The following is a 22,033-nucleotide window of genomic DNA, read 5'->3' as shown; positions in this document are numbered from 1 at the left end:
CGTTGGCTATAATCCTGAGGTTGTGCGCGGGCCCGCCGAGTTTTCGAGCGACCGCGCATCAAGCCCATCGCCTGGGAGCCTGTCGGACGTTGCGGGTCGAGGCGAGAATTCGGCTGTGTGTGGGCAGATTTTTGACGATTTGCAGGCCCAGGGTGGCGCCATGGGTCGAAAAGCGGCAGAAATATGAAGCACACAGACGGATTCGCAGCCCGGTCGAGTAAAGTCCGAGCGGCTCCCAGAACCCCAATCCGGCCCTCCCCGCCTTCACGGAGCCCGCGTGACTTCCTCGACCCTACTTGAGCAGTTCCAGACCACGTCCGCCCTGTCGGGTGGCAATGCGGCCTTCATCGAGGAGCTCTATGAGCGCTGGCTCGACGATCCGAACGCGGTTGCGCCGTCGTGGAACACCTATTTCACGTCGCTGAAAGGACGCGCCAACGGCGAGGTCGGCCATTCCGGGGTGATCGCCCGCATCGAGGCGGCGCAGCGCAGCGGTCCGAAGCGTCGCGCCGCGTCCTCGGCTGTCGACAATGTCGAGGCGCAGAAGCAGGCCGGCGTGCTCAAGCTGGTCACCGCCTATCGCTCGCGCGGCCATCTTGCCGCCAACCTCGATCCGCTTGACCTCGCCAACACCTACGGCCAGGAAGAACTCGAAGCACTCGGCCTGCTGCCACGGCCGGCCGCGCCCGACCTCGAACTGGCCTTCCACGGCCTCTCGAACGCCGACCTCGACACCGAATTCAACACCGGCTCGCTGTCCGGACCGCAACGACTCAAGCTGCGCGACCTGATCGCCCTGCTCAAGGCGACCTATGCGACCACGATCGGCGTCGAGTTCATGCACATCTCCGACGCCAGCCAGCGCCAGTGGATGCACGAGAAGATGGAGCGCGCCGGCGGCCGCTTCGGCCTCAGCGCGGACGAAAAGAAGCATCTGCTCGGCAAGCTGACCCAGGCCGATGGCCTCGAGCGCTACCTGCATACCAAGTATGTCGGCCAGAAGCGTTTCGCCCTCGAGGGTGGCGACAGCCTGATCCCGATGCTCGACGAAATGCTGCGCCGGGGCGGCAGCGCCGGCCTCAAGGACATGGTCATCGGCATGGCCCATCGCGGCCGCCTCAACGTCCTCGTCAACATCCTCGGCAAGCCGCCATCGAAACTGTTCGACGAATTCGAGGGCCGCTTCGAGCATTCCGAGGACCCGGCCCATTCCGGCGACGTCAAGTACCACATGGGCTTCAGCGCCAACGTGCGCACGCCGGGCCGCACCGTGCACGTTGCCCTGGCCTTCAATCCCTCCCACCTGGAGATCGTCGATCCGGTCGTGGCCGGTTCGGTGCGCGCGCGCCAGACCCATCGCGCCGACAGTGACCGCGAGCATGTGGTGCCGGTGCTGATCCATGGCGACGCCGCATTCGCCGGCCAGGGCGTGGTCATGGAACTGTTCAACATGTCGCAGGCCAACGGCTTCTGCGTCGGCGGCACGATCCACATCGTCGTCAACAACCAGGTAGGCTTCACGATTTCCAATCCGCACGACGCACGTTCGACGCTGTATTGCACGGACGTGGCGAAGATGGTCAATGCGCCGGTATTCCATGTGAACGGCGATGATCCGGAGGCGGTCCTGTTCGTCTCGCGGCTGGCCTTCGACTATCGCCAGAAGTTCAAGCGCGACGTCGTCATCGACCTGGTCTGCTACCGCCGCCACGGCCACAACGAAGCCGACGAACCGGCCGCGACCCAGCCGCTGATGTACCAGGTGATCCGCGCGCGCAAGCCGCTGCGTGAGCTGTACAGCGAAACGCTGGTCGCCGAGGGCGTGCTCGCCGCCGCCGACGCCACGGCCATGGTCGACGACTACCGCAAGCTGCTCGAGGCCGGCGCGCCGATTCCGGGCGTGGACGCCGATTACCACGATCCGCACGGTGTCGACTGGTCCAAGCACCTGGCCAACGACATCTTCGAAGTGGTCAAGACCGGCATCAGCAAGAAGTCGATGACCGCGGTGAACGCCGAGCTGCTTCGCGTTCCGCCCGGCATCACCCTGCACTCTCGGGTCGCCAAGATCTACGCCGATCGCGACAAGATGGCCGCCGGCAAGCAGGAGATCGACTGGGGTTTCGCCGAGAACCTCGCCTACGGAAGCCTGGTCGCCGACGGCTACAACCTGCGCCTGGTCGGCCAGGACGCCGGTCGCGGCACCTTCTTCCACCGCCACGCGGTCATGCACGACCAGAAGAGCGGCTCGCACCATGTGCCGCTGAAGACCATCCGCGCCGACGCCAGCGTCGAAGTGATCGACTCCCTGCTCAGCGAGGAGGCGGTGATGGCCTTCGAATACGGTTATGCCACGGCCAAGCCGAACACGCTGGTGATCTGGGAAGCGCAGTTCGGCGATTTCGCCAACGGCGCCCAGGTCGTCATCGACCAGTTCATTTCCTCGGGCGAAGCCAAGTGGGGCCGCCTCTGCGGCATCGTGTTGCTGCTGCCGCACGGCTACGAGGGCCAGGGGCCCGAGCACTCCTCGGCCCGCCTCGAGCGTTACCTGCAATTGTGCGCGGTCGAGAACATGCAGGTCTGCGTGCCGACCACGCCGGCGCAGATGTTCCACATGATGCGCCGGCAGATGCTGCGCGCGGCGCGCAAGCCGCTGATCGTGATGACGCCGAAGTCGCTGCTGCGCCACAAGATGGCGGTGTCTTCGCTCGACGACCTGGTCAATGGCCGGTTCCACCTCGTCATCCCCGACCTGACCGCGAAGAACGCGAAGAAGGTCAAGCGCGTGGTGTTCTGCGCCGGCAAGGTCTACTACGACCTCGTCGAGGAAGCGGCCAGGCGTGAAATCAGCGACGTCGCGATCCTGCGCGTCGAGCAGCTCTATCCGTTCCCGCGCACCGAGGTCAAGGCCGAACTCGAGAAGTACCCGGCGGCGAAGGAGGTCATCTGGTGCCAGGAAGAGCCGATGAACCAGGGCGCGTGGTACCAGATCAAGCACCATTTCCAGGCCGTGGTTGCCGAGAGGCACACGGTTGCCTATGCCGGTCGACCGCGCTCGCCGGCGCCGGCCTGTGGCCATCTCGGCCGGCATCTGGCCGAGCAGGCCGCCCTGGTCGAGCTCGCGCTGGTCTCGCCGATCAGCAGCGACTACGCTCTGGAATAGCGCCATAACCGCCCCGATACTCGATCAACCCCGCATTCAACTGACGCGTCAGCACGCCCCAGGACAGCATCCATGAGCCTAGAAATCAAAGTTCCGGTCCTCCCCGAATCCGTTTCCGACGCGACCATCGCGACCTGGCACAAGAAGCCCGGCGACGCGGTCAAGCGCGACGAGAACCTCGTCGACCTGGAAACCGACAAGGTCGTGCTCGAGGTGCCGGCACCGGCCGATGGCGTGCTCAAGTCGATCAGCGCGGAAGCCGGCGCCACGGTCACCAGCGGCGAACTCCTCGGCATCATCGAGGAAGGGGCCACCGCAGCCGCCGGCAAGGACGAAAAGGTCGGCAAGAAGGACGACGCGAAGGCGGAAGCGCCCAAGGCCGCGGAGAAAGCCGACAAGGGCGGCGCCAAGGCGCCGGCAAAAGGCGTCGACGAGCTGTCCCCGGCCGGTCGCCGCGTCGCCACCGAAGAGAACATCGATCCGGCCGACGTCGAAGGCACCGGCCGCGATGGACGCGTGACCAAGGAAGACCTGGTCAAGCACGCGCAGGCACCGGCACCGGCGAAGTCTGCGCCGGCCCGCGCGACGCCGGGCGAACGTTCCGAGGAACGCGTGCCGATGACGCGCATGCGCGCCAAGATCGCCGAGCGCCTGATGCAGTCGAAGAACTCGATCGCCATGCTGACCTCGTTCAACGAGATCAACCTCGGCAAGGTCGCCGCGATGCGCAAGCAATTGGGCGAAGCCTTCGAGAAGGCCCATGGGGTCAAGCTCGGCTACATGAGTTTCTTCGTCAAGGCCGCCGCCGAAGCGCTCAAGCGCCACCCGATCGTCAACGCCTCGGTCGATGGCAATGACGTGATCTACCACGGTTACCAGGACATCTCGATCGCCGTGTCGACCGAGAAGGGCCTGGTCACGCCGGTGCTGCGCGATGCGCAGGACATGAGCTTCGCCGACATCGAGAAGGCGATCATCGACTTCGCCAAGCGCGCCCGCGAAGGCGGCATCACCCTCGACGACCTGCAGGGCGGCACCTTCACGATCACCAACGGCGGCACCTTCGGCTCACTGTTCTCGACCCCGATCGTCAATCCGCCGCAGAGCGCGATCCTCGGCATGCACACGATCAAGGAGCGCGCCATCGTCGAGAACGGCCAGGTCGTCGCCGCGCCGATGATGTATGTCGCCATCAGCTACGACCACCGCATCATCGATGGCAAGGATGCCGTGCTGTTCCTCGTCGACATCAAGAACCAGCTCGAGAATCCGCAGCGCATGCTGCTCGGCATGTGATGCCGGGCAACAACCGGGATTCGAGATTCGGGATTCGGGATTCGGAAAAGGCGTTCAAACGCCTCCGGCCCGCTCCTGCTCTGACGAATCCCCAATCCCCAATCCCGAATCCCGTTTTGAGCGAATGAAATGAGCGAAAAATACGACGTCCTCGTCATCGGTGCCGGTCCGGCCGGCTATGTGGCCGCGATCCGCGCCGCGCAACTCGGATTGAAGACCGCCTGCATCGACGACTTCGTCGGCAAGGACGGCAAGCCGGCGCTCGGCGGCACCTGCCTCAACGTCGGCTGCATACCGTCCAAGGCCCTGCTCGATTCGTCCAGGCAGTTCCACAACCTGACCCACGGCTTCGAGGCCCACGGCATCAGCGCCAGGGATGCGAAGATCGATGTCGGCACGATGGTCGGGCGCAAGGACAAGATCGTCAAACAGTTCACGGGTGGCATTACCCAGCTGTTCAAGGCCAACAAGGTCACCGCGATCCCGGGTTTCGCGACGCTCAAGGCCGGCCGCGTCGTCTCGGTCAAGGACAGCGAGGGCAAGACCAGCGAGTACGCGGCGACCAACGTGATCATCGCCACCGGTTCGGTGCCGATCGAACTGCCGTTCGCGAAGTTCGACGGCAAGCACATCGTCGACAATGCCGGCGCGCTCGACTTCGAGTCCGTGCCGAAGCGTCTCGGCGTGATCGGCGCCGGCGTGATCGGACTCGAACTCGGCAGTGTCTGGAAGCGCCTCGGCGCCGAAGTCACGATCCTCGAAGCCCTGCCCGACTTCCTCGCCGCCGCCGATGCGGACATCACCAAGATCGCCGCACGTGAATTCAAGAAGCAAGGCCTCGACATCCGCCTCGGCACCAAGTTGACCAAGGCCGAAGTCGGCAAGAAGGGGATTGCCCTGACCTACTCCGACGCCAAGGGCGAACAGACGCTCGAGGTCGACAAGCTGCTCGTTGCAGTCGGTCGCAGGGCGGCGACCAAGGGCCTGCTGGCCGACGATACCGGGGTCAAGCTCGACGACCGCGGCCGCGTCGAGGTCGACGAACACAACTGGACCGGCGTCGAAGGCCTATGGGCCATCGGCGACTGCGTGCGCGGGCCGATGCTGGCCCACAAGGGTTCCGAGGAAGGCATCGCCGTGGCCGAACTGATCGCCGGCAAGGCGGGCCACGTCAACCTCGACACGGTGCCGTGGGTCATCTACACGGAACCTGAAATTGCCTGGGTCGGCAAGACCGAAGCCCAGGTCAAGGAAGAAGGCATCCCCTACCGGACCGGTTCGTTTCCGTTCTCGGCCATCGGCCGCGCCGTGGCCATGAACGAAACGGCAGGCCAGGTGAAGATCATCGCCCACGCCGAAACCGACCGCATCCTCGGCGTGCACATGGTCGGACCGCTGGTTTCCGAATTGATCGCCGAAGCGGTCGTCACGATGGAGTTCAAGGGCAGCGCCGAAGACCTCGCGCGCATCTGCCACGCCCATCCGACCTTGAGCGAAGCCGTCCACGAAGCCGCCCTCGCCGTCGACAAGCGCGCCATCCACAAAGCCAATTGAGCGCAGGATGCGCTCATCCCGGACAGGCCATGGATGGCCGTCGTTCGGCAACTGCCTGCAAGGTCCGATACATCTCGCAAGATTCCGCTGGCTCGAACGTCAAAATGGATTCCAGCCTGCGCTGGAATGACGAGAGGTGGTGTGGGCGTTGAGGGCATACGTGCAGCAGACTTGCTTGCACCTGCGGTCGACAACCGTGGGGCCGGGCTTGCTCGCCAAGACTAAGGGCGCTACGAAGCGTTCCCGGAACCTAAAGCGTGCCTGCCGGCAGGTTTTACTGCCAGATGTCGCACTCTTCCTCACGTCATTCCAGCGCAGGCTGGAATCCATCTTGATCTTCTGCAAGGATCCGGAGACCTCCACTCCTATCATCCCGATCGGATATGCCGCAGATTTTGCGCCGCGAGATCTCCCGTAAGCCACCCTGCCAGTCCGGCATGCCCTGATGCGCGAGCGCCAACCTTGTGTCTACGTCCTCGCCAGTGGTCAACGCGGAACGCTGTACACGGGCGTCACTTCGAACCTCCCGAAACGGATCTTCGAACATCGCAACGATCTCGTTGACGGATTTTCCAGCCGATACCACGTCCATGATCTGGTCTGGTTCGAACTGCATGAAACCATGGCATCCGCCATCCTGCGGGAAAAGGCCATCAAGGCATGGAAGCGCCCATGGAAGATCCGCATGATCGAGGAATCGAACCCGGATTGGCGGGATTTGTATCCTTCGCTGGTCGGAGAAGCGCCGGAATGAGGCCACGTACGGACGAATGTCAGGATGGATGACGCGCTGCATACGCGACTCGCCCTTCGGGCCATTCGCAGAGCGAACGGTGTGCTCCGGCAGCCCACCTGCACAGTTCAGCCTGCGCAGGAGTGACGACGAGGCAAGCCACGCTCGGATCATGCCAATTGGCCTGATGCCCGTATCGACCGGGCGTCATTGCCCGCCAACGGATTCCCGATGACGCGGATCGCCGAATTCGCCTCCAGCGGTTACCCTAGGAGAAAGCCCCCGCCCGGGCGAGGGCGAAGGAATGAGAGCATCCCATGAACCCGACGTTTCGTGCCTTCCGCATCCACAACGACGATGACGGCTACCGTGCAGGCGTCGAGGAGATGCCTGCCAGCGAGCTATCGCCCGGCGAAGTGCTGGTCAAGGTCGCCTACTCGTCGGTCAATTTCAAGGACGCCCTGGCCGGGACCGGCAAGGGCAAGATCCTGCGCAGGTTTCCGCTCAACGGCGGCATCGACCTCGCCGGCTATGTCGCGGAATCGCGCGATCCGGCGTTCAAGGAAGGCGACGCCGTGCTGTGCACGGGCTGCGGGCTTTCTGAAACGCGCGATGGCGGCTACGCCGAATACGCGCGCCTGGAATCGAAATGGACGATTCCGCTGCCCTCCGGCCTGAGCCTGCGCGAGTCGATGATACTCGGCACGGCGGGATTCACGGCTGCACTCTCGCTATTCCGCATGGAACAGAACGGCCAGACACCCGAGATGGGTCCGATCGTCGTGACCGGCGCCACCGGCGGCGTCGGCATGCTCGCGATCGACATGCTGACCCGGGCCGGCTACACGGCACACGCCATTACCGGCAAGGCCGATCAGTTCGACTTCCTGATCGAACTGGGCGCCCGCCAATGCATTGCGCGCAAAGACCTCTACTGGGGCCAGCGACCGCTTGAGACGGCCCACTGGGCCGGAGCGATCGACAACGTCGGCGGCGACATGCTGGCGGGCCTGACCCGTGTCATCGAGCCCTATGGAAATATCGCGATCTGCGGCAACGCCGGCGGCATCGACCTGGCCACGACGGTCATGCCGTTCATCATCCGCGGGGTCAGCCTGCTCGGCATCGCCTCCGCAGGCACCGCGCGCGATATCCGTGACGCCCTCTGGCAGCATCTGGCAGATGACTGGAAGCCCGCACATCTCGACACGATAGCAACAAATGAGCTTGGTTTCGACGAACTTCCGTCCGTTTTTTCGAAGATGCTCGAGGGTGGGTCGTTTGGCCGCAGCCTCGTTCGCATCGCCTGACGGCGTTCGCTGGTGGCGCGGCCAAGTCCTGTTTAGAATGCAGGAGCCAGCCGGCACCAGGGGATTACGGAACTAGATATGGCGCGAGTACTCATCGTTGACGATTCACCTTCGCAGTTGATCGGCCTGAAGCGTATCGCCGAGAAACTCGGTCACGAGGTGATCACTGCCGAGGACGGATCGGCTGGAGTCGAGACGGCCAAGCGCGAGCTGCCCGATCTCATCCTGATGGATGTCGTCATGCCGAACCTCAATGGGTTCCAGGCAACGCGCACGCTGGCCAAGGACCCCAAGACCAGCCACATCCCGATCATCCTGGTCACCACCAAGGACCAGGAAACCGATCGCGTCTGGGGCATGCGCCAGGGCGCCAAGACGTACGTGACCAAGCCGATCAACGAGGAAGAGCTGATCAAGGCGATCAACGAGCATATGCCTTGAGGGCCGGGATTCGGGATTGGGGATTCGGGATTCGGGATTGGGGATTCGGGATTCGTAACAGCGCGATTCGGGCCTGCGAATTCCCTGCCCGTCCATTCTAGCCTCGCCTTTTTAGCGCAGCGAACGGAATGGCGGCGGGGTCGGTGTATCGATCTTTTCCGAATCCCGAATCCCGAATCCCGGCGCTTCAGCGCCTCGGATCGAAATCAAACGCCTCGGCCATGCGCTGGTAGAACGCTTTCTGCTCTTCGGTTTCGGCCTTGGGCGTGCGGATCTGCAACTCGACGATCTGGTCGCCGGGCTCCTTGCCTGGCCAGCCGCGGCCGCGTAGGCGCAGCTTGCGGCCGCTATCCGATCCTGCCGGCACGCGCAGCTCCACTTCCCCGGCCAGGGTCGGCACGGTCACGGTCGCGCCCAGCGCCGCTTCCCACGGTGCGATCGGCAGCACCGAAACGATGTTGCGGCCATCGAGCTGGAAGCGGCTGTCCTCGCGCACACCGACTTCAAGCAGGAGATCGCCGGCGGGGCCGCCTCGCATACCCGGATTACCCTGGCCACTGAGCCGGATCTGTCGCCCGGGTTCGATGCCGGCCGGTATCTTCACTTCGAGCGTGCGTTCGCCCTGGACCGGATCGCGCAGGGTGATGCGCTCGCGACCACCGGTGAAGGCCGACTTCAGATCGATCTGGATCCTCGCCTGCAGGTCGCTGCCGCGGCGTGGCCCGGCCTGCGAATGCGCGCGCGCACCGCCGCCCCGTCCGAACACCGACTCGAAGAAGTCGCTGAAATCGGTCTCGTGGAAGCCCCCGTCACCGCCGCGCGGGTGGCCTTGCCAGTTCGGTGGCGGCCGGAATTCGTCGCCGGCACGATAGCCGCCCGCGCGGAGCTGGTCGTACTCGCGGCGGCGATCCTCGTCCTTCAACGCCTCGTAGGCTTCGTTGACGGCCTTGATCTTCTCCTCGGCGCCGGTCTCCTTGCTGACGTCCGGGTGGTACTTGCGCGCCAGCTTGCGGTAGGCGCGCTTGATCTCGGCATCGGTGGCGTCGGGCTTCACGCCCAGGGTTTCGTAATAGTCCTTGAACTGCATGGGCTGTCGGATCCAAAAGAAAACGGCCTGCGACGGGGTTCCCGCCGCAGGCCGTCGATTATGACGACTCTGGCCCCCGAATCAGGAATTGATCGTGATCCGGCGCGGCGTCGACTCGGGCTTCTTCGGAATGACGATCTCGAGGACCCCGTGCTTGCCGGTGGCGCTGATGTTGTCGGCATCGGCGCTGTCCGGCAGGGCAAAGCGCCGGTGGAAAGTACCGTGCGAACGCTCGACGCGGGTGAACTTGCCGCCGCTCTCGGTGAATCCCGAGACGCGGTCGCCACGGATGGCCAGGATTCCCTTGTCCATGTTGATTTCGATATTGGCCGGATCGACGCCGGGAATATCGGCGACGATGACGAAACGCTTGTCTTCTTCGCGGATGTCAACGCGCGGCGCCCACTGGCTGGTGACCACATTGGACTGGTCGGCGTCTTCATTGCCAGCGAAGAAACGGTCGAAAACCTGATGCAGGTCGCGCTGCAGCCCGTTCCCCACACTCCACGGCGAAATGTTTGCATTGCTCATGTTCGTGCTCCTCTGTTTGCTTGCGGTGACCCGTCACCGCCTTGGCCAGAAAGTAGGGATGCCTGCCGCCGTTTCAAGTGGTCGGGAGCGGCTGTCCGGGACCCGGGGCGTCGTATGATGGGCGCCCTTCTCCACCCCAACCCGAGGAATGCGATGACCATCAATGTAGGCGACAAGATCCCGCTGGCCACCCTCAATACCCTCAAGGACGGCGTCCAGGCCGTTACCACGGACGAACTGTTCAAGGGCCGCAAGGTCGTGCTGTTTTCGGTCCCCGGGGCGTTCACGCCGACCTGCTCGGCCAAGCACCTGCCCGGCTATGTGGAGAAAATGGAAGAATTCAAGGCCAGGGGCATCGACGTGGCCTGCATGTCGGTCAATGACGCCTTCGTCATGGACGCCTGGGCCAGGCAGCAGGGCGTTCCGGACGGCCTGACCATGCTCGCCGACGGCAACGGCGCGTTTGCCGAGGCACTCGGCCTCAAGTTCGACGCCAGCGCCTTCGGCATGGGCGAACGGGCCAAGCGCTTTGCCCTTTACGCCGAGGACGGCGTGGTCACGGTCTTGCAGGTCGAGGCGCCCGGGGAGTTCCGGGTTTCCAGCGCCGAAGCGATGCTCGCGGCGATCGGCTGAACGGGGCACGGCCCGCTCCGAGACCGGAGACCGCCGGAATCACCCGGCGGTTTCCGCGCGCTCTTCCGTGCCATCACCCTGCCTCAACCAGGCATACAGCCGCTCATAGACCTCGCGGCTGTCGAGCAGGCCGAGGTGGCTCGTCGCATAGGCCACATGGCGTCTCGATTCGGGCAGGCCGAGATTGCGGCGCGGGCTGCGATGCTGGCCGAGGGCGCTGTACAGCGGCACCAGGCCATCGCCGGCCAGGCGTTCGGCCAGGGCCCCGGACTTTTTCGAGATCGAGCCGGCGACGGCAAAGCAACGCACGTTTTCCGGCAACGGCAAGGCCTGGCGCCGCTGCACCTGCCCGGCGAAGCGGTCGTGATCGAGCCATTCGCTGTCGTCGAGGTTGGCGTGGCGCAGATCGGTGATACCGGCGCTGCGCACCTTGCCGACGCGCGAAAGGGCCGCCGTGTAGGGGCTGGCGCCGAGCAGCGCGTCGAGGCGATTGCCGGTGCGCTCGAGCGGCGAACCGTCGTGCGGCGTGCCGATGAAGACCAGGTCGCGCAAGTGGTCGAACCACGAACGCCCGCTGCGGCGAGCCTCCTCGCAGGCGCTGCGCGCGATCAGGCCACCCATGCTGTAGCCGATGATGACCAGCTGCTCGACCGCGACCGGCCATGCGGCCACCAGCGCTTCGAGCAGGGACGAAAATTCGCGCCCGTTGGTCGAGATGTGAAGGCCACTGTTGTAGTGCAGGTAAACCGGTGTGAAGCCGACATCGGCGGCCAGCGCGGCGCCATGGTCGTGCCCGCGACGGCGCCATTGCAGATCGCTCATGCACAGGCCGTGGGCCAGCACGACAATGCGCCCGGTGGGCTGCGCAATCGACGCCGCGAGCGCCGCAGGCGTCAGCTCGAGCGCAGCGCCGTCGCGGCGCAGGCTCATTTCGATGCGCAGCGGATTGTCGGTGGCCAGCAGATGATCGCCGACCACGCCGTTGAGCGCCGCCAGCAGGATTTCACGCTGCAACGAAGTGTCGCGCGCCGAGTCGGGGGTGATCGAGCGCAGGACCGCGTCGATTCCCACGCCGACCTTGCGCGTGACACCGCGGATGCTGCGGTAGACGAAGCCAGTGATGCCGCGGGCCGGTTCGGCCGTCGGCGCCGCGAACACCCCCGGCAGCCTCGAGATATTGTGGTGCATGTTCTCGAGCAGGTCGGTGACGGCGAGGGTCGCGTCGATCGCGAGCCGGTTGTAGGCGCGCAGATCCGCGGCCCGGATCGGCAAGGACTTGAGCATGGCTCATCGATTCCGTGGTGGACAGGTTCCACCGATGGCCACCAATAGCAGCCGGCGCTGGAGCACATGCTCTATTTGCCGCCCGGCGCTGACGCATGTGGCCGCAAACGCCGCGCGGCGGGCCGCGGTCTGGGCGCGGCCGGCGATCTCGTCGATAATGCAGTCTGGTGCGGCCAACGCCCGGTTCGTCTGCGTGCTGCCGCCTTGCGCGTGTGTTCCACTCCTTTTGCATCCAGCACAGTCCCATGTCGACTCCCGGCGAAGCCGTCGCTCCTGCCTTGCACGATGAATCCGGCCCGGATATGGCCGCCACGGCCTTCCCGATCCTGGCCAGCCTGAGCTTCTGCCATCTGCTCAACGACATGATCCAGTCGTTGCTGCCGGCCATCTATCCGTTGCTAAAGACTTCGTTCGCCCTCGATTTCGGCCAGATCGGCCTGATCACCCTGACTTTCCAGTTCACCGCGTCGCTGCTGCAGCCGATGATCGGCACCCTGACCGACCGCCACCCGAAGCCCTATTCGCTGGCCCTCGGCATGGGCTCGACCCTGACCGGCCTGCTGCTGCTGTCGCAGGCCCCGAGCTACCCGGTATTGCTGCTGGCCGCGGCCCTGATCGGAACCGGGTCTGCGGTGTTCCATCCCGAATCCTCGCGCATCGCACGGCTGGCCTCAGGCGGTCGCCACGGCCTCGCCCAGTCGCTGTTCCAGGTCGGAGGCAACCTCGGGTCGGCGACCGGCCCCCTGCTCGCCGCGTTCATCATCATGCCGCGCGGGCAGACCAGCATCGCCTGGTTCGCCCTGGCTGCCCTGGTCGCGATCATCCTGCTGACCCGGATCGGCCACTGGTACCGGTTGCGCCTGCCGCACATCCATCGCACGGTCGCCCGCAGCCACGCCGGCACCGTGCTGACACGGCGCCAGGTCCTGCTGGCCCTGCTCGTGCTCGGCATGCTGATCTTCTCGAAGTATTTCTACCTGGCCAGCCTGTCCAGTTATTACACCTTTTACCTGATGCACAAGTTCGGGATCTCGGCGCAAAGCGCGCAGATCCACCTGTTCATTTTCCTCGGCTCGGTCGCCGCCGGCACCATCGTCGGCGGACCGGTCGGCGACCGCATCGGCCGGCGCTACGTGATCTGGGCCTCGATCCTCGGCGTGCTGCCGTTCACCGTGCTGCTGCCGCACGCCAACCTGCTCTGGACCACGCTGTTGACGGTCGTCATCGGCCTGGTCCTGGCCTCGGCATTCTCGGCCATTCTGGTGTTCGCCCAGGAACTCGTGCCGGGTCGCACCGGGACGATTTCCGGGCTGTTTTTCGGCTTCGCCTTCGGCATGGGTGGCATCGGCGCCGCCGTGCTCGGCGAACTCGCCGATCATGTCGGCATCGAGACGGTCTACCGGATCTGCGCCTGGCTGCCCGCGATCGGCCTGCTGGCCTGGTTCCTGCCGCGCACGTCAACGAGCGCCAGGGAGGGTCTGATCAAGTAGCAAAGTCGTCATGGCATTCAGAAGGTTTTCCACAGGTGCCGCTTGGCGAAGTGAAGGCGGGTTGCCTTGACGAGGCGCGCGGTGCATGTGGGGAGCCTTCTGGACGCCACCTTTTCAGCATCCAATCAATCAGTTGGGCAACGTGACGACTCTGCTACTTGATCAGACCCTCCCTGGCAAGCCGTAAGCCGCCTGGCCGCAGCACTACGGCCATGCTCAAGGCAAGCAGGGTGATCGCATCGGCACCGTTTCGCTACGCGAGTCTGGCGATGAGCGCCTTGCCGGAAAAGGCGATTGCTCCAGGCAAGGCCTGCAGAATTCCAGCCGGAGCGCGCGACCGCGCTGGCGACGAGACCGCATACGCCCCCCTATCCGGCTTCGAGGGCTGCCTCGAGCAGCCGGTGGATCACGGCCCGGGTTTCACTCGCACGCTCGCTGTCGAAGAGGAAGGACTCCTCATCCATGTAGTTTGCCTGCGCCAGTTCGAGCTGGATCGCCTCGATGCCGTGCTGCGGACGGCCATAGTGGCGCGTGATGTAGCCGCCCTTGAAGCGCCCGTCGACGACGTAGCTGTAGTCGGCCTGCGCTTCGAGCACGCCGGCCAGGCGATCGCGCAGCGTTGCACTGCAACTGTGGCCGCCGGCCGTGCCCAGATTGAAATCCGGCAGCCGACCTTCGAACAGGAATGGCACGACGCTGCGGATCGAATGGCCTTCCCAGAGCACGCAGCGGCCATGCTCGCGATGGATGCGCTGCAACTCGTCAGCGAGTGCCTGATGGTAGGGGCGCCAGTACCGCTCGACGCGCGTCTCGATCTCGCTGGCCGAGGGTTCCTCGCCTTCGCGATAGATCGGCGCACCGGAGAATTCGACGAGCGGGCAAAGACCGGTGCTGTTCTGCCCTGGATACAACGAGGCATTGTCCGGCGGCCGGTTCAGATCGACGACGTAGCGCGAATACCGGGGTACCAGCATCGACGCACCGAGATCGCGCGCAAAGTCATACAACCGCGCGACATGCCAGTCGGTGTCCGGGACACGTCGCGCCGAATCGGTCAGTCGCGATACGAGGTCGTCCGCAATCGCCACGCCGTCGTGCGGCAGGCTGATCAGCAGCGGGGCGCTGCCCTGGTGCAACGTGTAGGTTGTCATGGTGAAGAGTCTAACCCGCCCCGCTGGCCGCTCCCATCGGGTCGCCTGTCAATGCCGGGCGCCGTCCGATCAGTGCCTGGCGGAATCCGCGGCGCGACGCGGGCGAAGGACCAGCGGAATCGCATCACCGGGAGGCGTCGAGGATCCGCAACCGCCGCAACTGCCACACCCGAGGCCGCTGCCGCAGCCACCATTGCGCGCCTCGGCCGGTTGCAGCCAGTGCCCGATGGCGCGCAACAGGCGCCCGCGCCGGGGCTGGCCCAGCGCATGCGCGAGGCCGGCCTGCAGGCGCCGGAACTGCGCCGGCAGCAGTCGGCGCGCGGCCACGCCAACGCTCAACGTGACGATCGTCGTGACGATCAGGTCCTGCATCAGCGCGGCGTTCATGGTCCGAGCATCCGGGTGATCTGGTAGGTCAGCAGCGAGGCGAGGTAGGCCAGCGCAAACAGGTAGCCGGCCATGATCCAGACCTGGCGCCACGAATTGGTCTCGCGGCGGACGGTGGCCAGGGTCGACAGGCACATCGGTGCGAACACGTACCAGGCCAGCAACGAGAACGCCGTGGCCATCGACCATTGCGTGGCGACGATGGCCTGCAGGCCGTCCTCGCTGCCCGACAACGCATAGACCGTCGCCAGCGAGGACACCGCCACTTCACGCGCGGCCAGGCCGGGCACCAGGGCAATGCAGATCTGCCAGTTGAATCCGATCGGCGCGAACAGGGCGTGCAGGGCATGCCCGAGCTGACCGGCGAAGCTGTAGTTGATGGCCGGTTCGGTCGCCCCGGCGGGTGGTGCCGGAAATGTCGACAGGAACCAGAGGATGATGGTCAGCGAGAGGATGATGCCGCCGACGCGCCTGAGGAAGATCATCGCGCGCTCCCACAGACCGATCGCGATGTCGCGCGGATGCGGCAACCGATACGACGGCAATTCCATGAGCAGGGCATGTTCGCTCTTGTCGCGGCGGATCAGCTTGACCACCCAGGCCACGGCCAATGCGCTGACGATACCGGCCGCGTAGAGGCTGAACAGGACGATGCCCTGCAGGTTGAACACGCCGGCGACGGTGCGCTCGGGAACGAAGGCCGCGATCAGCAGCGCATAGACCGGCAGGCGCGCCGAGCAGGTCATCAGCGGCGCGATCAGGATCGTGGTCAGGCGGTCGCGCGGATCCTGGATGCTGCGCGTCGCCATGATGCCCGGGATCGCACAGGCGAAGCTCGACAGCAGCGGGATGAACGAGCGCCCGGTCAGGCCGGCCTTGAACATGAGCCGGTCGAGCAGGAAGGCCGCGCGCGGCAGATAGCCCGATTCCTCGAGGGCGAGGATGAACAGGAACAGGATCAGGATCTGCGGCAGGAACACGAGCACGCCACCGACACCGGCGAAGATGCCATCGACAACGAGGCTCTGCAGCAGTGGCATCGACGCGAGCCCACTGCCCACCCAGCTTCCGAATGCTCCGATGCCGGCATCGATGCCGTCCATCAGCGGGGCCGCCCAGGAAAACACGGCCTGGAAGATCAGGAACATGATCAGGGCCAGCAGTCCGAGTCCGAGCAGCGGATGCAGGACGATGCGGTCGATCGCATCGTCGACCTCGGCGGTGCGTCGCGGCATGCGCACGGCGTCGGCGATCATTGCGCGCACCTCGGCGTGCAGGTCGCCGCCATTCGCGGCGGTCGCCGGCGCCGGCGGATCGCCATCGAGTCGCCTGACCAGTTCGGCCGCCCCGCCGCGGCGCACGGCGATGGTCTCGATGACCGGAATATCGAGCGCCGCCTCGAGCTTGCCGACATCGATGACGATGCCGCGGCGACGCGCGGCATCCATCATGTTCAGTGCCAGCACCATCGGTCGGCCGAGGCGGCGGACCTCGAGCACGAAGCGAAGATGCAGGCGCAGGTTGGTCGCATCGACGACACAGACGATCACATCGGGAGCCGCCTCGCCCGGGAAATGGCCGAGACAGACATCACGCGTGATCACTTCGTCCGGGCTGGCGGCCTCGAGGCTGTAGGCGCCGGGCAGGTCGAGCAACTGGAACTGCCGGCCCGAGGGACCGTGGAACCGGCCTTCCTTGCGTTCTATGGTCACGCCGGCGTAGTTGGCCACCTTCTGGCGGCCGCCGGTCAGCTGATTGAACAGCGCGGTCTTGCCGCAATTGGGATTGCCGACCAGGGCGAGACGCAGGCTGGCGACCGCGTCGCTCACGCGCTCTTCTCGACGATCACGCGAGCGGCCTCGGCACGGCGCAATGCGAAGCGGGTGAAGCCGATCTGCACGAGCAGTGGATCGGCGCCGATCGGGCCGCGTCCGACCAGCCTGACCGGCTCTCCACGCACGAAGCCGTAGTCGCGCAGGCGACGCGCGATCGGATCCCCTTCGGTCATGTTTTCGACTTCCTGAACCACGGCATCGGACCCTTGAGCCAGCTCGGACAACCGCATGTAAAGACCACGACGAATAAGAATGGTTCGCATTATACGCGGTTCGGATCATTCCGGCGATTTCCGCGGCAATGTGCCCCGAAAGCCTCTGGGCCCGTCGCTCGATCGTCACATCTCCTGCATGCAAATCGCGATGCGCAGACGCAGGCAGTCGGGCCGTCTCCCGGGCCGACGCAACAAGGATCGACCAGCAGGCAGGCGTGGCCCGGACAATGGATTAGAATGAAACGGGCGGCGTTCGGAGGCGCCCCGGGTACAGGAACGGGCAAGGACCCCCTATGATCGCGGTTCCCCACCTGGAACCCTGGCATGAGCGATTCGATCCGCATTTCCGTGCAGGACGGCACCTGCGAGATCCGCCTCGACCGCGCCCCGGTGCACAACGCCTTCGATGACCGGCTGATCAGCGAACTGACCACCGCCCTCGACGCCGCCGCGGCCGACGATGCAATCCGCGCGGTCGTGCTGACCGGCGACGGCAGCACCTTTTCGGCCGGCGCGGATCTCAACTGGATGCGCGCCATGGCGTCCGCCAGCGAAGCCGAAAACCGCGAGGACTCGTTGCGTCTCGCGCGCCTGATGCACACCCTCAATTTCCTGCCCAAGCCAACCCTGGCCCGGGTCAACGGATCGGCCTACGGCGGCGGCGTCGGCCTGATTGCCTGCTGCGATATCGCGATCGGTGTCGAGGGCGCGAAGTTCTCGCTCAGCGAAGCCAAGCTCGGCCTCGTTCCTGCGGTCATTTCGCCCTATGTCGTTGCCGCCATCGGCGTGCGCCAGGCACGCCGGTTGTTCGTCAGTGCGGAGATATTCGACGCCGATGAGGCGCTGCGCATCGGTTTGCTGCATCAGCGGGTCGCCGCCGGCGAGCTCGACGCGGCGGTCGATCGCAGCCTGCATTTCCTGCGCAAGTGCGGACCGTTGGCCCAGGCCGAGGCCAAGCAGCTGGCCCTGCGCATGGCCGGCATGGCACCCGACCGCGCCGAAGCCGTCGACGCCGAAAACGCCGCACTGATTGCCCGCCTGCGCGTGTCCGCCGAAGGCCAGGAGGGCCTGGGCGCCTTTCTCGACAAGCGCGCACCGCGCTGGGCCGCGGAGCGCTGAGCATGGCGCGTCGTCCCGGCTGTGATTCCGGCGCGCTGCAGCGGCCGGCGCGCCATCCGCATTACCATGGGCTGGCCGCCCACGGATCGGGCGCAGACCTGAAGCCGGCAGTGCGCCGCGCGGACGGGCCTGATCCGATCCAGAGCCGGCCACGCAAACCCTACTCCAGCCAATGACTCCGACATGTTCAACACGATCCTGATCGCCAACCGCGGTGAAATCGCCTGCCGCGTGATCCGCACCTGTCGCCGTCTCGGCATCCGGACCGTCGCGGTGTACTCCGAGGCCGACGCCGGCGCGCAGCATGTGCGCCAGGCCGATATCGCATTTCCGATCGGCGGCCCACGCCCGGCCGAGTCCTACCTGCGCGGCGACGCGGTCATCGAGGTGGCCCTGAAGGCCGGGGCGCAAGCGATCCACCCCTGTTACGGATTCCTCTCCGAGAATGCCGATTTCGCCGATGCGGTCGTGGAGGCGGGGCTCGTCTTCATCGGACCATCCGGTACCTCGATGCGCAAGATGGGCTCCAAGGCCGGGGCCAAGGATCTGATGGCCTCGCATGGGGTGCCGGTCGTGCCGGGCTATACCGGCGACGATCAGGATCCCGGCCTGCTCGCCCGCGAAGCGCGGCGCATCGGCTTTCCGCTGATGATCAAGGCGGCCTACGGCGGCGGCGGCAAGGGCATGCGCATCGTGCGCAGCGCCGATGAGTTCGCCGCCAACCTGGCGTCATGCCAGCGCGAAGCGAAGAACGCGTTCGGTCGTGATCGCGTGCTGCTCGAACGCTACGTCGAAAAGCCGCGTCATATCGAGTTCCAGGTCTTCGGTGACTGCCACGGCAACATCGTCCATCTCAACGAGCGCGAGTGCTCGGCGCAACGCCGCTACCAGAAGGTGCTCGAGGAAACGCCCTCGCCGTTCCTGACCCCCGAGCTGCGCACGCGCATGGGCGAAGCGGCGATCGGCGCCGCACGCGCCCTCGACTACACGAACGCCGGCACGGTCGAATTCATCGTCGGCCAGCAGGGCGATTTCTATTTCATGGAAATCAACACGCGCCTGCAGGTCGAGCATCCGGTGACCGAAATGGTGCTCGGCCTCGACCTCGTCGAATTGCAGCTGCGCGTGGCCGCCGGCGAGGCCCTGCCCGGCTCGCTGATCCGCAACAAGTCGATCCCGGCCAACGGCCACGCGATCGAGGTGCGCCTTTATGCCGAGGATCCGGACCAGGGCTTCCTGCCCGGCTCGGGTACCCTGCAGACCTTGCGCCTGCCGCAGCCGTCCAGGCACGTGCGCATCGATTCCGGCGTCGTCGAGGGTGACAACGTCAGCGTCTTCTACGACCCGATGATCGCCAAGATGATCGTCTGGGACATCGACCGCCGGGCCTGCCTGCAGCGCCTGCGCGAAGCCCTGGTCGAGGTCGGCGTGGTCGGCCCGAAGTCGAATGTGGCCTTCCTCGAACGGCTGGCCCGCCACCCCGCCGTCGTCGACGGAACGATTGACACCGGCTACCTCGACCGCCACCTCGATGAGTTCATCGATGGGGACGATGCCGCTACCCGGTCGTCGTCCGAACAGAGATCGCTGTTGCATGCGGCGGCAGTCGTTTCGCTGCTCGACGAAGAAGCTGCAGCGCTGGCCTGGGCGCACGCCAGTGGCGATCCGCATTCGCCGTGGCGGCGCGCCGACGGCTGGCGGCTCGGCCATCCGGGCAAGCGCATCATCGCGCTGCTGCATGGCAACGAGCGCGTCGAGGTGTCGGCGCATGGTGCCGGCGGCAACTATCGGCTCGGCAGCGGGCCCGATGCGATCGAAGTGGTCGGAGCAAGCGTCAGCGAGGGATGGCTCAGCGCCCGTTATGACGGCGTGTCCCGCCGCCACCGGGTATTCGTCGACGGCAACCGGATCACCGTGCACGATGGAGAACTCCGCCAGAGTTTCGAGCATGCACCGGCATTCGCGTTCGCCTCTGCCGGCGGTGTCGACAGCGACCGCGTGGCGGCTCCGATGCCGGGACGGGTCGTCGTGGTCAAGGTGACGGTCGGGGAGGCCGTCACGGAAGGTCAGGAACTGCTGGTCATGGAGGCGATGAAGATGGAACTGACCTTGAAAGCGCCGCGCGTCGGCACGATCGAGGCGGTGCAGGCGGCAGACGGCGATTTCGTCGAAGCCGATGCGGTGCTGGTCCGACTGGAGGCAACCGAATGAAACTGCGCCTCACCCTGGGAGCGTGCCTGCTGCTGACCCTTGGCGCTTGCACCGAGACCCGCTTCGAATCGCCGCCGGGCGACAGGATCGAGGCCTGCGATGCCGGCTGGAAGGGCCTCTGGGTCGATGCCTCGGGGAACGCGTCAAAGGACGAACCCGATGAACTGGCCTTCCTGGTCGATTCCGAGTGCCAGTTCCAGATGATCGAGCGTCCCGAGAAGGACGGTCCGCCGAAACTGATCCACGTGCCACTGAACTTTGTCCATGACCGCGGCAAGCACTACCTGGTCGTCGCCGACGACCAGCTCTCGGGGGTGGTCAAGGTCGATCCCGTGTATGGCGTCGATCCGGTTCCCGAAAAATCCTTCTACCTGGCCCGCTACGAATTGAAGGGCGAGCGCATGAAGATCTTCGGCGTCGACTCCACGCGTGCCGCCCATCGCATTCTCGACAAGGATCTCGAAGGCACGATCGACAGCCGCAAGAACGACCTGCACGTGTTCGTCCAGGGCGACCGCGCGCGCATCCTCGAGATCCTGCGCAAGTACGACCTGTTCGAAGCCAAACCCGGTGCCGAGGTCAGGAAGGTTCCGCTCAGCCTCGAGGACTACGAACGCAAGCGCACGGCCAGGCGCGAGGCCGGCAAGTCGTGAGCGCCCCGCCGGCCAGCGTTCGCATCGTCGAGGTCGGGCCGCGTGATGGCCTGCAGAACGAAAAGACGATCATTCCGGCGGCGACCAAGGTCGAGCTGATCGACCGTCTCTCGCAGACCGGCCTGCGCACGATCGAGGCGACCAGCTTCGTCAGCCCGAAATGGGTGCCGCAGCTGGCCGACGCCGCCGAGGTTTTCGCCGCGATCCGCCGGCAGCCCGGCATCAGCTACCCGGTGCTGGTGCCCAACGAGCAGGGCTACGAGCGGGCGCGCGCCGTCGGCGCCTCCGAAGTCGCGGTATTCAGCGCAGCCTCGGAAGCCTTCAATCGCAAGAACATCAATGCCTCGATCGACGAATCGATCGAACGCTTCGGCCCGGTCCTCGAGCGCGCCCGCGCCGACGGGGTCAGGGTGCGCGGCTATGTCTCGACCGTGCTCGGCTGCCCCTACCAGGGCGAGGTACCACTGGCCGACGTCGTTCGCGTGGCCCGTCGCATGCATGCCGCGGGCTGCTACGAAATCTCGCTCGGCGACACGATCGGCATCGGCACCCCGAAAAAGGCGCGCGAGATGCTGCTTGCCGTTGCGGCCGAAGTGCCGATGCAGGCCCTGGCCGTGCATTTCCACGACACCCGAGGTCAGGCCCTGGCCAATGTGCTGGCCTGCCTCGAGGAAGGCGTCGCCGTGGTCGACAGCGCCGTGTCGGGTACCGGCGGCTGCCCCTATGCCAAGGGTGCCACCGGCAACGTGGCCAGCGAGGACGTGGTCTACATGCTCGAAGGCATGGGCATCGCCACCGGCATCGATCTCGACAGGCTGATCGAGACCGGGCTCTGGCTTTCGCAGCAGCTCGGCCGCGAAACCTCGAGCAAGGTCGCGCGCGCGAGCCAGTGAAACGAGTATCCCGACGGGCGCCATCAAGGTCGCTTCTCCGCCTACCC

Annotated in this window: 19 protein-coding genes; 11 read left to right on the top strand and 8 right to left on the bottom strand. The window is 65.6% G+C overall.

Annotated elements, in window-relative coordinates; all coding sequences use genetic code 11:
• The first annotated feature begins 277 nt into the window (after positions 1 to 277).
• From BM125_RS05905 to lpdA, 3 genes are all read left to right on the top strand, one after another.
• Positions 278 to 3,163, top strand: coding sequence for a 2-oxoglutarate dehydrogenase E1 component (locus BM125_RS05905; RefSeq protein ID WP_092405857.1), 2,886 nt, complete (start codon positions 278 to 280; stop codon positions 3,161 to 3,163).
• A gap of 72 nt (positions 3,164 to 3,235) precedes the next feature.
• Positions 3,236 to 4,459 carry a 2-oxoglutarate dehydrogenase complex dihydrolipoyllysine-residue succinyltransferase gene (odhB, locus tag BM125_RS05900; protein ID WP_092405855.1) on the top strand — a complete coding sequence of 408 codons (1,224 nt, stop codon included), beginning with the start codon at positions 3,236 to 3,238 and terminating at the stop codon, positions 4,457 to 4,459.
• 129 nt (positions 4,460 to 4,588) lie between these two features.
• The gene (gene lpdA, locus BM125_RS05895) at positions 4,589 to 6,013 is read left to right on the top strand and encodes a dihydrolipoyl dehydrogenase (RefSeq protein WP_092405853.1); all 1,425 of its coding nucleotides are present in this window, start codon (positions 4,589 to 4,591) and stop codon (positions 6,011 to 6,013) included.
• Between the two features lie 304 nt (positions 6,014 to 6,317).
• Here lpdA and BM125_RS20950 read toward each other — a convergent pair whose 3' ends face one another.
• Complete coding sequence (locus BM125_RS20950) at positions 6,318 to 6,809, bottom strand: hypothetical protein (protein ID WP_425429597.1); 492 nt, start codon at positions 6,807 to 6,809, stop codon at positions 6,318 to 6,320.
• 254 nt (positions 6,810 to 7,063) lie between these two features.
• Here BM125_RS20950 and BM125_RS05880 point away from each other — a divergent pair, with 254 nt between their 5' ends.
• Entirely contained in the window at positions 7,064 to 8,056 is a 993-nt protein-coding gene (locus BM125_RS05880; protein WP_092405847.1) for an oxidoreductase, read from the top strand.
• A 78-nt stretch (positions 8,057 to 8,134) separates the two neighbouring features.
• Positions 8,135 to 8,497: a response regulator gene (locus BM125_RS05875; protein ID WP_092405845.1), complete on the top strand. Its 363-nt coding sequence runs from the start codon at positions 8,135 to 8,137 to the stop codon at positions 8,495 to 8,497.
• Between the two features lie 187 nt (positions 8,498 to 8,684).
• On the opposite strand, the gene BM125_RS05870 is transcribed toward BM125_RS05875, so the two are convergent.
• Both BM125_RS05870 and BM125_RS05865 read right to left on the bottom strand, forming a co-directional pair.
• The gene (locus BM125_RS05870; RefSeq protein ID WP_092405843.1) at positions 8,685 to 9,584 is read right to left on the bottom strand and encodes a DnaJ C-terminal domain-containing protein; all 900 of its coding nucleotides are present in this window, start codon (positions 9,582 to 9,584) and stop codon (positions 8,685 to 8,687) included.
• Positions 9,585 to 9,665: 81 nt separating this feature from the next.
• Positions 9,666 to 10,115, bottom strand: a complete 450-nt coding sequence (locus BM125_RS05865) for an Hsp20/alpha crystallin family protein (protein WP_092405841.1) — start codon at positions 10,113 to 10,115, stop codon at positions 9,666 to 9,668.
• A gap of 153 nt (positions 10,116 to 10,268) precedes the next feature.
• On the opposite strand from BM125_RS05865, the gene BM125_RS05860 reads away from it, so the two are divergent.
• Positions 10,269 to 10,748: a peroxiredoxin gene (locus BM125_RS05860; RefSeq protein WP_092405839.1), complete on the top strand. Its 480-nt coding sequence runs from the start codon at positions 10,269 to 10,271 to the stop codon at positions 10,746 to 10,748.
• Between the two features lie 39 nt (positions 10,749 to 10,787).
• Here BM125_RS05860 and BM125_RS05855 read toward each other — a convergent pair whose 3' ends face one another.
• Complete coding sequence (locus tag BM125_RS05855) at positions 10,788 to 12,032, bottom strand: esterase/lipase family protein (protein ID WP_092405837.1); 1,245 nt, start codon at positions 12,030 to 12,032, stop codon at positions 10,788 to 10,790.
• A 302-nt stretch (positions 12,033 to 12,334) separates the two neighbouring features.
• Here BM125_RS05855 and BM125_RS05850 point away from each other — a divergent pair, with 302 nt between their 5' ends.
• Positions 12,335 to 13,522 carry an MFS transporter gene (locus tag BM125_RS05850; RefSeq protein ID WP_217647816.1) on the top strand — a complete coding sequence of 396 codons (1,188 nt, stop codon included), beginning with the start codon at positions 12,335 to 12,337 and terminating at the stop codon, positions 13,520 to 13,522.
• Positions 13,523 to 13,890: 368 nt separating this feature from the next.
• Here BM125_RS05850 and hutG read toward each other — a convergent pair whose 3' ends face one another.
• The 4 genes from hutG to BM125_RS20580 form a co-directional block, all read right to left on the bottom strand.
• Positions 13,891 to 14,673, bottom strand: coding sequence for an N-formylglutamate deformylase (gene hutG / locus BM125_RS05845; RefSeq protein ID WP_092405833.1), 783 nt, complete (start codon positions 14,671 to 14,673; stop codon positions 13,891 to 13,893).
• Positions 14,674 to 14,742: 69 nt separating this feature from the next.
• Positions 14,743 to 15,060: a DUF6587 family protein gene (locus tag BM125_RS05840; protein ID WP_092405831.1), complete on the bottom strand. Its 318-nt coding sequence runs from the start codon at positions 15,058 to 15,060 to the stop codon at positions 14,743 to 14,745.
• Positions 15,057 to 16,889, bottom strand: coding sequence for a ferrous iron transporter B (gene feoB / locus BM125_RS05835; protein WP_245778812.1), 1,833 nt, complete (start codon positions 16,887 to 16,889; stop codon positions 15,057 to 15,059). Before feoB ends, BM125_RS05840 begins: the two co-directional genes overlap by 4 nt.
• A complete protein-coding gene (locus BM125_RS20580) occupies positions 16,886 to 17,125 on the bottom strand; it encodes a FeoA family protein (RefSeq protein WP_245778815.1) in 240 nt (79 codons plus the stop codon). Before BM125_RS20580 ends, feoB begins: the two co-directional genes overlap by 4 nt.
• A gap of 309 nt (positions 17,126 to 17,434) precedes the next feature.
• Between BM125_RS20580 and BM125_RS05830 the strand changes: the two genes are divergently transcribed.
• From BM125_RS05830 to BM125_RS05815, 4 genes are all read left to right on the top strand, one after another.
• Positions 17,435 to 18,229, top strand: a complete 795-nt coding sequence (locus tag BM125_RS05830; RefSeq protein ID WP_092405827.1) for an enoyl-CoA hydratase-related protein — start codon at positions 17,435 to 17,437, stop codon at positions 18,227 to 18,229.
• A gap of 183 nt (positions 18,230 to 18,412) precedes the next feature.
• On the top strand, positions 18,413 to 20,440 hold the full coding sequence (locus BM125_RS05825; RefSeq protein WP_092405825.1) for an acetyl/propionyl/methylcrotonyl-CoA carboxylase subunit alpha: 2,028 nt from the start codon (positions 18,413 to 18,415) through the stop codon (positions 20,438 to 20,440).
• A complete protein-coding gene (locus tag BM125_RS05820; RefSeq protein WP_092405823.1) occupies positions 20,437 to 21,093 on the top strand; it encodes a hypothetical protein in 657 nt (218 codons plus the stop codon). The genes BM125_RS05825 and BM125_RS05820 overlap by 4 nt, the downstream gene beginning before the upstream one ends.
• Positions 21,090 to 21,986 (top strand): hydroxymethylglutaryl-CoA lyase, encoded by an 897-nt coding sequence (locus BM125_RS05815; protein ID WP_092405821.1) that lies wholly within the window; start codon positions 21,090 to 21,092, stop codon positions 21,984 to 21,986. The genes BM125_RS05820 and BM125_RS05815 overlap by 4 nt, the downstream gene beginning before the upstream one ends.
• Positions 21,987 to 22,033: the final 47 nt, after the last annotated feature.

Source organism: Dokdonella immobilis (assembly GCF_900115085.1).
Lineage (GTDB): Bacteria > Pseudomonadota > Gammaproteobacteria > Xanthomonadales > Rhodanobacteraceae > Dokdonella > Dokdonella immobilis.
The sequence above is the reverse complement of the archived record's forward strand: the minus strand, read 5'-3'. Positions and strand labels throughout refer to the sequence as shown.

Coding starts and splice junctions, on each gene's coding strand:
- lpdA (WP_092405853.1), top strand. CDS start 4,589: ATGAGCGAAAAATACGACGTCCTCGTCATCGGTGCCGGTCCGGCCGGC.
- hutG (WP_092405833.1), bottom strand. CDS start 14,673: ATGACAACCTACACGTTGCACCAGGGCAGCGCCCCGCTGCTGATCAGC.
- BM125_RS05870 (WP_092405843.1), bottom strand. CDS start 9,584: ATGCAGTTCAAGGACTATTACGAAACCCTGGGCGTGAAGCCCGACGCC.
- BM125_RS05880 (WP_092405847.1), top strand. CDS start 7,064: ATGAACCCGACGTTTCGTGCCTTCCGCATCCACAACGACGATGACGGC.
- BM125_RS05820 (WP_092405823.1), top strand. CDS start 20,437: ATGAAACTGCGCCTCACCCTGGGAGCGTGCCTGCTGCTGACCCTTGGC.
- BM125_RS05825 (WP_092405825.1), top strand. CDS start 18,413: ATGTTCAACACGATCCTGATCGCCAACCGCGGTGAAATCGCCTGCCGC.
- BM125_RS05865 (WP_092405841.1), bottom strand. CDS start 10,115: ATGAGCAATGCAAACATTTCGCCGTGGAGTGTGGGGAACGGGCTGCAG.
- BM125_RS05860 (WP_092405839.1), top strand. CDS start 10,269: ATGACCATCAATGTAGGCGACAAGATCCCGCTGGCCACCCTCAATACC.
- BM125_RS05830 (WP_092405827.1), top strand. CDS start 17,435: ATGAGCGATTCGATCCGCATTTCCGTGCAGGACGGCACCTGCGAGATC.
- BM125_RS05850 (WP_217647816.1), top strand. CDS start 12,335: ATGGCCGCCACGGCCTTCCCGATCCTGGCCAGCCTGAGCTTCTGCCAT.
- BM125_RS05840 (WP_092405831.1), bottom strand. CDS start 15,060: ATGAACGCCGCGCTGATGCAGGACCTGATCGTCACGACGATCGTCACG.
- BM125_RS20580 (WP_245778815.1), bottom strand. CDS start 17,125: ATGCGGTTGTCCGAGCTGGCTCAAGGGTCCGATGCCGTGGTTCAGGAA.
- odhB (WP_092405855.1), top strand. CDS start 3,236: ATGAGCCTAGAAATCAAAGTTCCGGTCCTCCCCGAATCCGTTTCCGAC.
- BM125_RS20950 (WP_425429597.1), bottom strand. CDS start 6,809: ATGCAGCGCGTCATCCATCCTGACATTCGTCCGTACGTGGCCTCATTC.
- BM125_RS05875 (WP_092405845.1), top strand. CDS start 8,135: ATGGCGCGAGTACTCATCGTTGACGATTCACCTTCGCAGTTGATCGGC.
- BM125_RS05855 (WP_092405837.1), bottom strand. CDS start 12,032: ATGCTCAAGTCCTTGCCGATCCGGGCCGCGGATCTGCGCGCCTACAAC.